The following is a 14,755-nucleotide window of genomic DNA, read 5'->3' on the forward strand; positions in this document are numbered from 1 at the left end:
GGCAAGCCCGCTCCCACAGGGTTCGCGCAAACCCTGTGGGAGCGGGCTTGCCCGCGATGAGGCCCGAAAGGAAACCCGGAGTTGCCCGAGTGATACGCGGGGGAAGTCTACATGGCTGACAGTCCCGCGCATCTCGCCTGTTTCAAGATGAAGATGAGGCCGACTCAGTTTGCCGGTTGAAACGCGACAGCAGCACACGATCCAACACCCAGACCACCACCAGCGAAGCACCCACCAACGGGAACGCCACGGCCAGGGCGAACATGATGACCATCGCAGTTTTCCATTTCGGCAGGTCGTGGCGCAGCGGCGGCACACCGAACTTGCCTTGCGGGCGACGCTTCCACCAGATCACCACGCCACTGACGGCGCTGAGCAGGATCATCAGGCAGATCAGCAACACGATGATCTGGTTGAGCGTGCCGAACATCTTGCCTTCGTGCAGCATCACGCCGATTTCCGTGGCGCGGGCGACGGTGCCGTAGTGCTCGAAGCGCACGTCGGCGAGGACGTCGCCGCTGTACTGATCGACATGCAATGTGGCGTCGTTGCGCGGGTCGTCGGCGAACACGGCGATGGTGAACACGCCGGTGGCCGTGGTCGGGAAGGTGATGCTGTAACCCGGCTCGACCTTGCGTTGTACGGCGATGTTTTGCACGTCTTGCAGGCTGATGGTCGGCGCGGCGGGGCCGGCTTGCGCATCGCCGTGGGCCATGTGTTCGGCGTGGTCGCCGGACATCGGCATCGGGGTATTTTCCATCGCCCACGGCACGGTCTGGCGAGTGGCGCTGTTGAGGCTGCGGGCCTCGACGTCGGACTTCGGCACGTTGTCCCATATCGCCGCCGGAAAGACGTTCCACACGGCCGCGTATTGCTGGCCCCAGAACCCGGTCCAGGTCATGCCGCTGAGCAACATCACCAACAACAGGGAGGCGCCCCAGAACCCGGTGACGGCGTGCAAGTCACGCCAAAGCACTCGCCCGCGGCTGCTCAGGCGTGGCCACAAAATGCCGGCGGCCTGACCGCGCGGCCACCACAGGAACACCCCGGAAACCACCAACACCACGCCCCAACCGGCGGCCATCTCGATGAGGCGGTCACCGACGGTGCCGATCATCAGTTCGCCGTGAATTGCCCGGGCGATGGCTTGCAGGTTTTTCTTGGCGTCTTGCTCGCCGAGGATGTCACCGTGGTACGGGTCGACAAACACGTTCAGCTCGTTGTCGCCATTGAGCACGACGAACTGGGCGCTGCGTTCGGCGTTGACCGGTGGCAGGTACTGTTTGATCGTGCCTTGTGGATAGGCGTCTTTTACCCGCTTGAGCAGGTCGTCGGCGGGAACCGTGTGGTGACCGGCCGGGACGTTGAGCAGGCTGCTGTACATCAGCGAATCGAGTTGCGGTTTGAACAGGTAAATGGTGCCGGTCAGGGCCAGCATCACCATGAAGGGCGCAACGAACAATCCGGCATAGAAATGCCAGCGCCAGGCCAGGTTGTAGAAATTCACTTTGGGCTGTTTCATCACGTGTGCTCCGCTTGGCTGGATCTTTTAGTTGTTGGTTTGCGGTTGCTGCGCAACCGATCGCGAGCAGGCTCGCTCCTACAGGGGAGCGGGCTTGCCCGCGATGCTCTTAAAAGCTCATGTCCACCTTGGTCCAGAGCGTGCGCCCCGGTTCCTTGATGGCTTGCGGGTCATTCGCCGGGTAGCCGAAACCGGCGTTGCCCGCCAGGTTCAAGTGTTCGGCGTAGGCTTTGCCGAACAGGTTGTCGACGCCGGTGCTGACCTTCCAGTTGTCGTTGATCCGGTAGGCGCCGTTGAGCGAGAACACGGCGAAGCCCGGGGTCTTGTCGAAGTCCTTGCCGACGACGTTGCCTTTGTTCTGGTCGATGCGGTTTTGCCCGGCGACCACTCTCCACAGTGCGCCGGCGCTCCAGTTTTCTTCGCTGTAAGTCAGGCCGAAACGTGCGTCCAGCGGCGGCATTTGCGGCAACGCATTGCCATCGCTGCTGTTCTTGCCCCAGGCGTACGCCAGGGTTGCGTCGGCTTTCCAGTGGTTGGTCAGGTTGTAAGCTGCGCCCAGTTCGCCGCCCATGATTCGTGCGTCGATGTTCTCGGCCTGGGAGGTTGTGGTCGTGTAGTTGAACAATATGTAGTCGCGCACTTGGCCGACGTAAGCCGAGGCCCAGGCTTCGAGGTCTTCGGTCTTGTATTGCAGGCCGAAGTCGAGCTGGGTGGTTTTTTCCGGTTTGATCGAATCGAAGGCATTCAGCGATCCGGTGGGTCCGGAGTTGGGCGAAAACAGCTCCCAGTAATCCGGAAAACGCTGGGTGTGCCCGAGGCCTGCGTACAGCGTGGTCGGGCTGTCGGCCAGGTCGTGCTCGTAGCGAGTGAAGCCGCTGGGCAAGGTGTCGGCGCGGGTGTGATCGGCGGTCGGATTGGGCCGGGTCATCATTCCCGAGCCGAGGGTCTGGCGGAAATCCTTGGCCGAAGCGCGGTCCAGGCGTGCGCCGCTGATCAGTCGGTCACGGTCGGCGGCGTACCAGGTCAGTTCGCTGAATACCCCGTAGTTGTGGAAGTCGGCATCCTTTTTATAGGGGCCGTCGTTATAGGTGTCGATGCCCATGCCGCTGCGTTGGCGATGTTCGTTGGTCTGCGCGTCGATGCCGCTGATCAACTGCACATCGGCCCAGCGCCAGGTGCCTTTGATTCGTGCACCGAGGGTGCGGCGGTCGACGTTGGACGCCATGGGCCCGGCCATCATTCCGGTGCCGGACGGCGTGCGCAGGGTGTAGTTGTCCATCACGTGGTCGGCGTAGTTGTAGTAGACCTGCGCTTCGAGCTTTTCAAACACGTCACTGAGGTTGGACTTTTCGAAGCGCAGGCCAAGGCTTTCGCGTTTGAACTGCGAGCCGTCCATGCCGCGTCCGGCGTAACGCGCCTCACCATCGCCTTTGCCGGCGGTCAGCTCCAGCAAAGTGTCGGCGTCCGGGGTCCAGCCGAGCGCGACGTCGCCGTTCCATTTGTCGTAGCGCGAGGCCACGATGTCGTTGTTGCCGTCCTTGTAATCGTCGGCGTGGGCAGTGTTGCCGATGACTCGCACGTAGCCCAACGGACCGCCGGCAGCGGCGTCCACCAGTTTGTCGAAACGGCCGTTGGAACCGGCCAGCACGCTGGCGTTCACGCGGGTGCCGAGTTCGCCGAAGCTTTCCGGCTCACGGTCGAAGAGGATCGTGCCGGCCGAGGCGCCCGGTCCCCAAAGCACGGTTTGCGGGCCTTTGATCACGGTCAGTTTGTCGTAGGTTTCTGGCGAGATATACGAGGTTGGCGCGTCCATCCGGCCGGGGCAGGCGCCGAGCATCATGCCGCCGTTGGTGAGGATGTTCAGCCGCGAACCGAACATGCCGCGCAACACCGGGTCGCCATTGGTGCCGCCGTTGCGCACCTGAGCGAAACCCGGAATGGTTTTCAGATAATCGGAACCGTCGCTGGCCGGCACCGGTTGGCGCGGGTCCTTGGGATTGGTGACGATGGTCAGCGGAGAGCTCGGGGCAATGGCGGTGATCACCGTCGGGCTCAGTTCTTCACTGTGGCCGGCGTGTTCATCGGCCAGCACTGAGGGCGTAAGTAAAGCACCGCACAGAATGGCGGTGGCGTGCCTGAATCGAATCGCGGATTCATTCAGGGTCAAAGAGGCTTGGGCAGGGCTCAAGCGTGAGTCAGCAGAAAACCTGGACATGACAATTTCCATCGAACAGTCGTAAACGACACGGCAGACAGCCTGCGCAATTCCAGTGGGAGTGAGCTTGCTCGCGATAGCGGTGTATCAGGCGACATGAATGTTGACTGACACTCCCTTTTCGCGAGCCGGCTCGCTCCCATAGGTAGCTTTGCTTGTCTGCGAACCGTGTGAAATCAGGGGTGGGTTTACGCGACGACGGGTGGCGCGCGGGTGCGGGCGCCGGGGAAGAAGGTTTGCCGGGCATGGCCCAGGCGAGGGGAGGGTGTGGTGAAAGTGTTGTCGGGCGGTGTGTCGAATGCTGCGAATGAAGCACCACCGGTAAGCGCCGGGCAATTGAACAGCAGGCTGCAATAGCCGCACCTTTCCCAGAGAGCGTGATGACCGGTTTGTGGCGGACAGTGCTCGGCGTCGGGTTGCGCGCCGTGGGCGGCGTGATCCATCGCCGACATATCCATGCTCATGTCCATCGACATGCTCATGGACATCGGGGTGCGCGAATCCATCGGCATCGACTGAGAAATCAGCGGGCCGATGAAGATCATCAGCATGGCGAACAGGCTGATCCAGCTACCGCGCGTCAAGCTCAATGGCTGACGGCGTGGTGCGGATGACCTGGCGCTAAGCGGGCGCATGGGCGTATTCAGCTCGGTCGATTACTGGACGTGCGCGTGCTTTTGCATGTCTTGCGGCGCCTGTTTTTCCACCGCCACTTCGACCTGCACGTCACCGGCCTTCTCGAAATGCATCGTCAGCGGGAAGCGTTTGCCATCGCTCAGCAGGCTGCGATCCTTCAGGTTCAGCAGCATCACGTGGTAAGCCATTGGCGCGAAGGTGACTTCGCCGCCAGCGGGGATTTGCACGTTAGGAACGTGCTGCATTTTCATCACGTCGCCTTGCATCACGTGCTCATGCAATTGCGCTTCGCCGGCAATGGGCGAGTCAACGCTGAGCAGGCGGTCGGCGGTTTTGCCTGAGTTGTGAATAACGAAATACGCTGCGACGTTCGGCGCGTTGGGCGGCAATTCCTGGGACCAGGGGTGAGTGATTTCCAGTTCGCCAGCCTTGTATTCGTGGGCATTGGCAAAGCAGGCAGGCAGCAGCAACGCGGCCAGAACGATGAGTTTGTTCAACATGGCAGTTCTCCAGAGCGATTCAAAACGCAGATCAATTGCGAGAAGGAATCACACCAGAGGGGACGCGCGGGGGTTGAGACTCGGCCATTGCTGGCGCGGTGTGGGGGTGTTGAGAGACGCGGGGGGCAAGGCTCTATTGGCTTCGTAGCTCGCGAAATACAGCTGAGGCTCATGGCCTGGCAACGCCACCATTGGTGCGGAGCCTGAGCAGCACCAGCAATGCTGCATGTTGGAATGATCGTCGCTTTGCGGGGCTTTTTGCTCGATGTCGCCCAACGAAATCGCGACCATTTTGGTGCCGCTGGACGAACAGAAACTGCCCCACAACAACTGTTCGGCAGGCGACTTCGCCGTTTGCGCCATCGCTCCGGACATCGGCATGGCGAGCATGTTGAACAGCACTGCGAAGCAGGCTATCCAGGCAATTGCGAGCCGTTGTCGGGACATGGGAAAAATCCGTTTGGGTGGGCGATCAGGCGCGGGCTATTTAGCCTGATCAGGGCCGATAAGTAAAAAAGCGGCGTGCGGTTTGGTGTCGCAGCGCGATCAGACAACAACGGCATGCAAACGCATGCCCAAAGCTTTCATAACTTTCATGATAGTCGCGAATTCTGGATTGCCAGTGCTGCTCAGCGCTTTGTACAGACTCTCACGACCTAAACCGGCGTCACGGGCAACTTGTGTCATGCCTTGCGCGCGGGCGATGTCGTTGAGTGCAGCGCGTATCAAAACGCCGTCGCCTGCATCTTCTTCAAAGCAGGCATCCAGATATGCGGCCATTTCCTCTGGAGATTTGAGAAACTCTGCAGCATCGAAACGGACGAATTGTTCGGTCATGACTTACTCCTCATTACCGATGTGTTGCGCCATTTGAATGGCACGTTTGATATCTCGTTTTTGAGTCGACTTGTCACCGCCTATGAGTAGCAGGTAGACGACTTCTCCTCTGCGAGTGAAATACATCCTGTAGCCGGGACCATGGTGGACTCGCATTTCATAAACTGCCGCCGCTATCGGCGTGCAATCACCAAAGTTTCCATGCTCGGCCGCCCGGAGCCTGGCGATGATTCGAGCCTTGCCGATGGTGTCTTTCAGTGAGTCGAGCCAATCGGCAAACACACGGGATCGTTTGAAGTCGATCATGTCGTGAATCGTATTCCTTGGGATACAAGCTGGCAAGCGACGCTTTCTGAGGATGAGGCTGGAGATCCTTTAAAAGGCGGCTTTGTGGACTCGATCGATTTAGAGGAATTCGAATATAGGAGGGAAGCTACTAAGTAGAACAGTCAGCTCCTTCCTGGAAGGTTGCCAGCAAATTCGCAAGTTTCTGCGGATGTCAGGAATGGTCTGACACGGGTAGGGCTTTGAGTAATTGCCCAACCGACTCAAACTCCCGCTCAACCCCCGGCAACACCGGCCGCTTCAACACCAACACCGGTACCCCTCGCTCCCGCGCCACTTCCAGCTTCGGCTCGGTGGCGGTGCTGCCGCTGTTCTTGCTAATCAACACATCGATCTGCCGCCGTTCGAACAGCTCGCGCTCATCGTCGATCAGGTACGGCCCGCGTGCACCGATTACTTCGCAGCGTTCGTTGCCGGGATAAACGTCCAGTGCACGCAACGTCCAGAATTGTTCAGGAGGAATTTCGCCCAGGTGCTGCAAGGGCTCGCGTCCAAGGGTAAACAGCGGGCGCCGGAACGGTTTCAGCGCTTCGATCAGCTCGGCCCAATCGCTGACTTCACGCCAGTCGTCGCCGGCTTGTGGCTGCCACGCCGGACGGCGCAGCGCCCAGCAGGCAATGCCGCTCAAACGCGCTGCGGTTGCAGCGTTTTGACTGATCCGGGCGGCGTAGGGATGGGTGGCATCGAGCAGCAGTTCAATCCCTTCACCGCGGATGAACTGCGCCAGGCCTTCGGCGCCACCATAGCCGCCCACGCGAACCTGGCAAGTCAGATCCGTCGGCACCCGACCGACACCGGCCAGGCTATAGATGTGTTGTGGCCCGAGGGTACGGGCGATCGCCAACGCCTCGGTCACGCCACCCAGCAACAGAATGCGTTTCATTGAAAAACTCCCGCATGGCCGACGATTCCGCCCTGGCGGTCTATGGCGAAGACTTCGACCTGAACCTGCGCCGGGACCACGCTGCGGGCAAAATCTAAAGCGTGCTGGCACACCGCATCGCCGAGGGCGATGCCGGCGGCGCTGGCCATGGCTAACGCCTGTTGACTGGTGTTGGCGTCACGGATGGCTTGCTGCAATACGGCATCGGCGCCTGCCGCCGCCGCCCATTCGGCCAGTTGTGGCAGATCAATACTGGAATGCCGACTGTGCAAGTCCATGTGCCCGGCCGCCAGTTTGCTGATCTTGCCGAAGCCGCCGCAGATGCTGAGTTTTTCCACCGGCACTTTGCGCAGGTGTTTGAGCACCGCGCCGACGAAATCGCCCATTTCGATCAGGGCGATTTCCGGAAAGTTGTAGACCCGGCGCATGGTGTCTTCGCTGGCGTTGCCGGTGCACGCGGCGATGTGCAGATAGCCGTTGGTTTTAGCGACATCGATACCCTGGTGGATTGAGGCGATGTAGGCCGCGCAAGAAAACGGCCGGACGATGCCGCTGGTGCCGAGGATCGACAGTCCCCCGAGAATCCCCAGGCGCGGGTTCATGGTTTTCAGTGCCAGCGCCTCGCCGCCCTCGACGTTCACCGTGACCTCGAAACCGCCGCTGTAGCCAAATTCGCTGGCGAGCAGGGTCAGGTGATCGGTGATCATTTTGCGCGGTACGGGGTTGATCGCCGGTTCGCCCACAGCCAGCACCAGCCCAGGTCGGGTGACCGTGCCGACACCGTGGCCGGCATTGAACCCAACGCCGGGTTCGCTGCGCAGGCGCACTTGGGAATAGAGCAGCGCACCGTGGGTCACGTCGGGATCGTCGCCGGCATCCTTGATCGTTCCCGCCTCGGCGCCGCCCTCTATCAGGTGGCAGAACTCCAGGCGCATCTGCACTCGCTTGCCTTTGGGCAGGACGATTTCCACGGCATCCGCCGCGATCCCTGCGAGCAGCAGGCGAGCGGCCGCCAGGCTGGTGGCCGTGGCGCAACTGCCGGTGGTCAGGCCGCTGCGCAGCGGCGCGGGTTGTTCGGCGGTTTCGTCACGCATCAAAAGGCTTCGTCACATCCAGCAAGGTGATCGGCAGGGCCTGACGCCAGGTATCGAAGTCGCCCAGCGGTTGGGCCTGGGCGATATGGATGCGCGTCAAGTCGCCACCGTGCTGTTCGCGCCAGGCCATCAAGGTCATTTCACTTTGCAGCGTGACAGCGTTGGCGATCAGCCGGCCGCCGGGTTTGAGTGCGGCCCAGCAGGTATCGAGCACGCCCTCGCGGGTGACGCCGCCGCCGATGAAAATCGCATCCGGCCGTTCGAGCCCGGCCAGTGCCTGCGGCGCACTGCCGCGAATCAGTTGCAGGCCGGGGACGCCGAGGGCGTCGCGGTTGTGTTCGATCAATTGCTGGCGTCCTTCATCGGCCTCGATGGCCAACGCCCGACAACTCGGATGGGCGCGCATCCATTCGATGCCGATCGAACCGCTGCCAGCGCCGACGTCCCACAAGAGTTCGCCGGGCACCGGCGCCAGGCGTGCAAGCGTGATTGCACGCACATCGCGTTTGGTCAGTTGGCCGTCGTGTTTGAACGCTGAGTCTGGCAAACCGGCGAGGCGAGACAGGCGTTGTGTGTTCGGCTCGGCGATGCACTCGATGGCGATCAGGTTGAGGTCGGCGATTGCCTGGTCGTTCCAGTCGTTGGCGACGCCGTCGCTGCGTCGCTCGGTTTCACCGCCCAAATGCTCCAGCACACTCATGCGACTCGGCCCGAACCCGCGCTCGCGCAGCAGTTCGGCGATGGCGGCGGGACTTTGTCCGTCGTTGCTCAATACCAGTAAACGCATGCCGCTGAACAACTGTGCGTTGAGCGCTGCAACGGGGCGGGCCACCACCGATAAGGTGACGACGTCCTGCAACGCCCAGCCCATCCTGGCGGCGGCCAGCGAGCATGAAGACGGGGCCGGCAGCGTTAGCATTTCATCGTTGGATAGATGCCGCACAAGGCTTGCGCCCACCCCAAAGAACATGGGGTCGCCACTGGCCAGTACGCAGACCGGCTCTCCACGCAGTGCCAGCACCGGCTCAACGGAAAACGGGCTCGGCCAGCGTTGGCGCTCACCACGAATGCATGCAGGTAACAGATCCAGGTGCCGCTGGCCGCCGAAGATCCGTGAGGCACGCAATAACGCGTGCCGGGCATTTTTGCCCAGACCTTTGAAGCCGTCTTCACCGATGCCTACTACCGTCAGCCAGGGCGTCATGCCTGCTCCTTGAAAAAAATGCCCCGTAGCATGGGTTGCAACCGGGTTCGGGACTGGGCGCAATGATACCGCGGCGTTGTGGCTTTTACGCATTGCGTGCCACCCAAACCGTGACGGCCAAACATCCTGTGTTAGTCCGTAGATTGTTGACAGGCCCGGTATCTGGTTAGTTGTCGTTGTTGGTTGACGTTGGATCAACCTCTCAAAACATACAAAAAGGAATTTTATGTTCGACACAACTATCGAGTTTCCAGCACTGGAACAGCGTCTGGCTTTTCTTGGATTGAGCGATGCCGTGCCGGCCACCGCACGTTCACAGGCGGTCGCTCTGGCGCGCAGTAACCCCACCCCGGTCCGGGCAGCTATTGCGGGGAGCACCATCGTCTCTATGGCCGAGGGAGTGTCCGCAGAAGATGAGCAAGATACGCTCGACTGCGCGCTCTATCTGGAACAATACACAGACACACGCTATGACCGGGAAACCCAGTGGTACGAGTGGTTGCAACATTTTACGTTGGGGCTCTGGCATTTTGGCTGGATTCATCAGCGTCCGGTCATGCTCGACAGTCGCCATATCGAGCTGCATGAACCCATCTCCAGTTCGATTCTCGAGACACTCAAACCCAATGTCAGCGGGAGCATGTACAGCGCCGCGATGTACGCTTTCGATGCGTTGAAAGACAATCTTCAGGCATCCATGCTGCTGGCGCAAAAAAGCGGAAGGGAGCGTGGACGACAATTTCAAACGATGCCCTGTGCCTACGATGCCGACGGACGCCTGACTCTCATGTTGATTCACTCATGGTATGTCGCTGCCGTTAACCCGGCGCAGTTTCTGTTCCTGAAGTGGCTGGAACACGATGTCACGTTGATTCAGCATTACGGGACGTTCACGCTGGACAGGAAACGTTTTGACCCGTTGGCGGCTGCCATGCGCGACAAAATCACCCAGCGCAGCCGTGAGTACCTGTTGCGGATGTGAGGCGTGGCGCATTCGTTCGAACGGGTCGGGCCTTGGGAGACGTTAACCTTCCCGTCGTCCGACAAGCTTTTCATCCCCCGTTGCAAAGCAGGCATAATACCGCCCGCTTCGCCCGCGAAGTGCCTCGCCACCTGAACGGGTCATCCCCTTGAACGAACGCCCACTGTCCACCGCCTTACGCCCCTCGGCCTGTCCGGGATTGCTGCGTATTGTCCCGGCACTGGATGGCGGGATCTGTCGGATCAAACTCAGCGGTGGTTCGATCAGTAGCGCTCAGGCCAAGGCGGTGGCGGATGCGGCCGAGCGCTTCGCCGGGGGCGCTATCGAGGCAACCAATCGTGCCAATCTGCAGATTCGAGGGATTGGCCACGAGCAAGCAGCATTGATCGATAGCCTGCTAGCCGCGGGTCTTGGGCCGCAAAATGCGGCGGGCGATGACGTGCGCAACCTGATGCTCAGTCCAAGTGCCGGGATCGATCGGCAGATGCTGTTCGACACAATGCCGCTGGCGGAGCAGATTCTGACCACGGTGCAGCTCCACGAACGTTTTCACGACCTCAGCGCCAAGTTCGCCGTGCAGCTCGATGGCGGCGAGGCCTTGGCCATGCTTGAACACCCACACGACCTGTGGCTTTCGGTTTTTGAGCGAGACGGTGAGCGATGGCTGGCGTTCGGTCTGGCGGGATGCCCCACGGACGAGCCGGCAGGCTCTATCGCTCTGGTCGATGGTTACAACCTGGTGATCGCGGTGCTTGAATTGTTTCTAGAGCTGGCGCGCCCCGAGCAAACGCGAATGCGTCATCTGCTGGCTGAGATCGCGCGCGAAGACTTTCTAAGCCGCTTGGCGGAGCGTGTAGACCTTCATGCCATTTCGGGTTGGCAGCGCGTTTCGAGTTCAAGAACCTTACATATTGGCGCTCATCCCCAGGCTCAAAGTGGCCGGTTCTACGTGGGGGCCGTGCCTCCTCTGGGACGGCTAAACCCCGCGATGCTTCGAGGCGTTTCCAAACTTTCGGAAACGTTCGGCGACGGGAGTTTGCGTTTTACCCCTTGGCAAAGCCTGCTGTTGCCCAATGTTCGCCATGAGCACGTTTCTGAAGTTATTGGCGCGCTGGAGCAACTGGGCCTGTTGTGCGAAGCCGGTCAGCCGTTGTCCCGGTTGATCGCCTGTACCGGCTCAAACGGTTGCGGCAAAGGCCTGGCTGACACCAAGGACGACGCCTTGCAACTGGCCTCACTGCTCCAGCGTTACGGTCAGGTTCTGAATATGCACCTGAGCGGTTGCTCGCGTTCCTGTGCGGCCGCGCACACCGCCCCGGTCACCTTGCTCGCCGTTTCACCCGGTCATTACGACCTCTATTTTCGCGATGCAGCGCAGCCCGGTTTCGGCGCGCTGCACGCACGCAACCTTACTATTGAAGCGGTCGGCGCGTTGCTCGACGCCCGCTTACGGAGCCCCCTTGATGCTTGATTACATCCGCGACGGTCAGGAGATCTATCGCAACTCCTTCGCGATCATTCGTGCCGAGGCCAACCTCACGCGAATCCCGGCCGATCTGGAAAAACTCGCGGTGCGGGTAATTCACGCCTGCGGCATGGTCGATGCCATCGACGGTTTGCAGTTTTCCGAAGGCGCGGGCAAGGCGGGGCGCGATGCACTGGCCGCCGGTGCGCCGATCCTCTGTGATGCGCGGATGGTCTCCGAAGGCGTGACCCGTGCGCGGTTGCCGGCAAACAACCCGGTGATCTGCACCTTGCGCGATGAAAGCGTTCCCGAATTGGCCCGTGAGTTGGGCAATACCCGCTCGGCCGCCGCGCTGGAACTGTGGCGCCCGCACCTGGAAGGCAGTGTTGTGGTGATCGGCAACGCGCCGACCGCGCTGTTCTACCTGCTGGAAATGCTCGACGCCGGCGCACCCAAACCGGCGCTGATCCTCGGTTTCCCGGTGGGTTTCGTCGGCGCCGCCGAATCCAAGGCAGCGCTTGCGGCCGACAGTCGCGGCGTGCCCTTTGTCATCATGCAAGGCCGGCTGGGCGGAAGCGCCATGGCCGCCGCCGCCGTCAATGCCCTCGCCACGGAGATCGAATGATGCAACAACCTGGACGTTTGATCGGCCTTGGCGTCGGTCCGGGTGATCCGGAACTGATCACCGTCAAAGCCCTGCGCCTGCTGCGCGAATCACCGGTGGTGGCGTACTTCGTTGCCAAGGGTAAAAAGGGCAACGCCTTCGGCATCATCGAAGCCCATTTGCAGGACGCACAAACCCTGCTGCCGCTGGTTTATCCGGTGACCACCGAGGTACTGCCGGCGCCGCTGTCCTACGAGCAAGTGATCAGCGATTTCTACGATACCGCTGGTGAGCACCTGGCCGCGCATCTGGATGCCGGTCGCGATGTGGCAGTGATTTGCGAAGGCGACCCGTTCTTCTACGGCTCGTACATGTACCTGCATGATCGTCTGGCCGAACGTTACGATGCCGAAGTCGTGCCGGGCGTGTGCTCGATGCTCGGCGGTGCTTCGGTACTCGGCGCGCCGCTGGTGTATCGCAATCAGAGCCTGTCGGTGTTGTCCGGCGTATTGCCACACGACGAGCTCAAGCGTCGTCTGGCGGATGCTGACGCGGCGGTGATCATGAAGCTGGGGCGCAACTTCCCCAAGGTTCGCCAGGTGCTGGAAGAACTCGGTCTGGCCGAGCGCGCGCTGTACGTCGAACGCGCAACCATGGCCAATCAGAAAATCGTTGCGCTGGATGAAGTCGAGCCGATGTCTTCGCCGTACTTCTCGCTGATCATCGTTCCTGGCGAAAGGTGGCAAGGCTGATGACCCGTCCAGCTCCGGCGATTGTCATTCTTGGCAATGGCAGCCTCGCCACTGCGCGCATGCTTCAACAGATTTACCCCGACGCCCTGATCCATGGGTTGGCCGAACGGGTTGATGGCGCGGACCGTGTCTATCACGAGTTCGGTGCGACCCTGCGAGAGCTGTATCAGCAGGACGCGCCGATCATTGCGTTGTGCGCCGCCGGGATCGTGATTCGTACCTTGGCGCCGTTGCTGCTTGAAAAGGGTGCTGAGCCGCCGGTGCTGGTCGTGGCCGAAGATGGTAGCGCGGTGGTGCCGTTGCTCGGCGGCTTGGGCGGCGTAAATGTGATGGCGCGGGAGATTGCCGCACATCTCGACGTCGCGCCGGCGATAACTACCAGCGGCGAACTGCGTTTCGGCACCTGCCTGCTCAATCCCCCTGGCGGTTATACCCTGGGCGATCTGGAACTGGGCAAGCGGTTCGTTTCTGATTTGCTCGGCGGCGAGTCAGTGCGCATCGAAGGTTCGGCGCCTTGGCTGGCGCAAGCGCAACTGCCTGAAGATGCACAGGCGCGGCTGACGGTGCATGTCAGCCATGCCGAACGCAGTCCGGCGGCCAACGAATTGTTGATCTATCCACGGAGTGTGTTGGTCGCGGTCAGTGCTGGCGCTGCAGATGTGCCGAACGTGGTACGCGAAGCGTTGCATCAATCTTGCGTAGCCGTGCAGTCGCTGGCCTGTCTATTGGCGCCGGATACCGAAATGGCCAGCCTGGCGTTGCGTGAGGCTGCACTGGAGCTTGGTGTGCCGTTGCGTTTTGCCCGTGCCATGGGTGGGGCAATCGAGATGGCGCGTCAGGCTATCGAACCGGTCGTTTCCATTGTCGGTGATGACGCTGTTGCGGTTGCACTGGCCGCGCAGCCATTGGACCCGATGCAGATCGGCCGTGCGCGTGGGCGCTTGGCGGTGATTGGTCTGGGGCCGGGCGCTACCGAATTAATGGTGCCGGCGGTGAAGGCTGAGCTCGCTCGAGCCAACGATGTGTTGGGTTACGAAACGTATGTACGCATGGCCGGGCCATTCCGCGCCGACCAGAAGCTGCACTGCACGGATAACCGCGAAGAGATGCAACGTGCGCGTCACGCTTTCGAACTCGCCGCCCAAGGGCGATCGGTGGTGGTGGTGTCCTCCGGTGATCCGGGTGTTTTCGCCATGGCTGCCGCGGTGCTCGAAGCGCTTCATGAGTCGACCGATGCGCATTGGCATAACGTCGAACTCGAGATCTTGCCGGGCGTATCCGCCTCGCTGGCAACAGCGGCCCAGGCCGGGGCACCGTTGGGTCATGATTTTTGCGTACTATCGCTTTCGGACAACCTCAAGCCATGGTCGATCATCGAGAAACGACTGGACCTCGCGGCCCAGGCAGATCTGGCCCTGGCGTTCTACAACCCGATCTCCCGCTCACGTCCGTGGCAACTGGGGCAAGCCCTGGAAATCGTCGCTCGGCACCGCGTGCCTGAAACACCCGTGGTACTGGGACGCGATATCGGTCGTCCGGGTCAGACGCTTCGGGTGACGACGCTCGGGCAACTCACTCCTGATCAGGTTGATATGCGGACCATGGTGCTTGTTGGCTCCTCGACGACTTGTGTGTTTGCTCGAGCAGATGGCGGAACTTGGGTTTACACGCCTCGCTGGTATGGCAATAAACCGTAAGTTGGATAACGGGCCGGCG

The 14,755-nt window shown here is 61.1% G+C and carries 15 protein-coding genes; 5 read left to right on the top strand and 10 right to left on the bottom strand.

The window, feature by feature from the left end:
• Positions 1-142 precede the first annotated feature (142 nt).
• The 10 genes from NL64_RS19480 to NL64_RS19525 form a co-directional block, all read right to left on the bottom strand.
• A complete protein-coding gene (locus NL64_RS19480; RefSeq protein WP_034149694.1) occupies positions 143-1,522 on the bottom strand; it encodes a PepSY-associated TM helix domain-containing protein in 1,380 nt (459 codons plus the stop codon).
• Between the two features lie 109 nt (positions 1,523-1,631).
• Complete coding sequence (locus NL64_RS19485) at positions 1,632-3,737, bottom strand: TonB-dependent copper receptor (RefSeq protein WP_034149695.1); 2,106 nt, start codon at positions 3,735-3,737, stop codon at positions 1,632-1,634.
• Positions 3,738-3,925: 188 nt separating this feature from the next.
• Positions 3,926-4,372 carry a DUF2946 domain-containing protein gene (locus tag NL64_RS19490; RefSeq protein ID WP_034149696.1) on the bottom strand — a complete coding sequence of 149 codons (447 nt, stop codon included), beginning with the start codon at positions 4,370-4,372 and terminating at the stop codon, positions 3,926-3,928.
• Positions 4,373-4,393: 21 nt separating this feature from the next.
• Positions 4,394-4,873 carry a copper chaperone PCu(A)C gene (locus NL64_RS19495; protein ID WP_034149697.1) on the bottom strand — a complete coding sequence of 160 codons (480 nt, stop codon included), beginning with the start codon at positions 4,871-4,873 and terminating at the stop codon, positions 4,394-4,396.
• A 48-nt stretch (positions 4,874-4,921) separates the two neighbouring features.
• Positions 4,922-5,320 (bottom strand): DUF2946 domain-containing protein, encoded by a 399-nt coding sequence (locus tag NL64_RS19500; RefSeq protein ID WP_034149698.1) that lies wholly within the window; start codon positions 5,318-5,320, stop codon positions 4,922-4,924.
• 99 nt (positions 5,321-5,419) lie between these two features.
• Positions 5,420-5,710, bottom strand: coding sequence for an addiction module antidote protein (locus tag NL64_RS19505; RefSeq protein ID WP_034149699.1), 291 nt, complete (start codon positions 5,708-5,710; stop codon positions 5,420-5,422).
• Positions 5,711-5,713: 3 nt separating this feature from the next.
• Positions 5,714-6,016 carry a type II toxin-antitoxin system RelE/ParE family toxin gene (locus NL64_RS19510; protein ID WP_034149700.1) on the bottom strand — a complete coding sequence of 101 codons (303 nt, stop codon included), beginning with the start codon at positions 6,014-6,016 and terminating at the stop codon, positions 5,714-5,716.
• A 193-nt stretch (positions 6,017-6,209) separates the two neighbouring features.
• Positions 6,210-6,938, bottom strand: coding sequence for a cobalt-precorrin-6A reductase (locus NL64_RS19515; protein ID WP_034149701.1), 729 nt, complete (start codon positions 6,936-6,938; stop codon positions 6,210-6,212).
• Positions 6,935-8,032, bottom strand: coding sequence for a cobalt-precorrin-5B (C(1))-methyltransferase (locus tag NL64_RS19520; protein WP_034149702.1), 1,098 nt, complete (start codon positions 8,030-8,032; stop codon positions 6,935-6,937). The genes NL64_RS19515 and NL64_RS19520 overlap by 4 nt, the downstream gene beginning before the upstream one ends.
• Complete coding sequence (locus NL64_RS19525) at positions 8,025-9,236, bottom strand: bifunctional cobalt-precorrin-7 (C(5))-methyltransferase/cobalt-precorrin-6B (C(15))-methyltransferase (RefSeq protein ID WP_034149703.1); 1,212 nt, start codon at positions 9,234-9,236, stop codon at positions 8,025-8,027. The genes NL64_RS19520 and NL64_RS19525 overlap by 8 nt, the downstream gene beginning before the upstream one ends.
• Before the next feature lie 226 nt (positions 9,237-9,462).
• Between NL64_RS19525 and NL64_RS19530 the strand changes: the two genes are divergently transcribed.
• The 5 genes from NL64_RS19530 to cobJ all read left to right on the top strand — a co-directional run bounded on the left by NL64_RS19530 (position 9,463) and on the right by cobJ (position 14,736).
• Positions 9,463-10,218, top strand: a complete 756-nt coding sequence (locus NL64_RS19530) for a hypothetical protein (protein WP_034149704.1) — start codon at positions 9,463-9,465, stop codon at positions 10,216-10,218.
• Positions 10,219-10,381: 163 nt separating this feature from the next.
• Entirely contained in the window at positions 10,382-11,689 is a 1,308-nt protein-coding gene (gene cobG, locus NL64_RS19535) for a precorrin-3B synthase (RefSeq protein WP_034149778.1), read from the top strand.
• Positions 11,682-12,308, top strand: coding sequence for a precorrin-8X methylmutase (locus tag NL64_RS19540; RefSeq protein WP_034149705.1), 627 nt, complete (start codon positions 11,682-11,684; stop codon positions 12,306-12,308). The genes cobG and NL64_RS19540 overlap by 8 nt, the downstream gene beginning before the upstream one ends.
• Positions 12,308-13,039, top strand: coding sequence for a precorrin-2 C(20)-methyltransferase (locus NL64_RS19545; RefSeq protein ID WP_034149779.1), 732 nt, complete (start codon positions 12,308-12,310; stop codon positions 13,037-13,039). The genes NL64_RS19540 and NL64_RS19545 overlap by 1 nt, the downstream gene beginning before the upstream one ends.
• A complete protein-coding gene (cobJ, locus tag NL64_RS19550) occupies positions 13,039-14,736 on the top strand; it encodes a precorrin-3B C(17)-methyltransferase (protein ID WP_034149706.1) in 1,698 nt (565 codons plus the stop codon). The genes NL64_RS19545 and cobJ overlap by 1 nt, the downstream gene beginning before the upstream one ends.
• Positions 14,737-14,755: the final 19 nt, after the last annotated feature.

It is taken from the genome of Pseudomonas fluorescens, assembly GCF_000802965.1.
Lineage (GTDB): Bacteria > Pseudomonadota > Gammaproteobacteria > Pseudomonadales > Pseudomonadaceae > Aquipseudomonas > Aquipseudomonas fluorescens_A.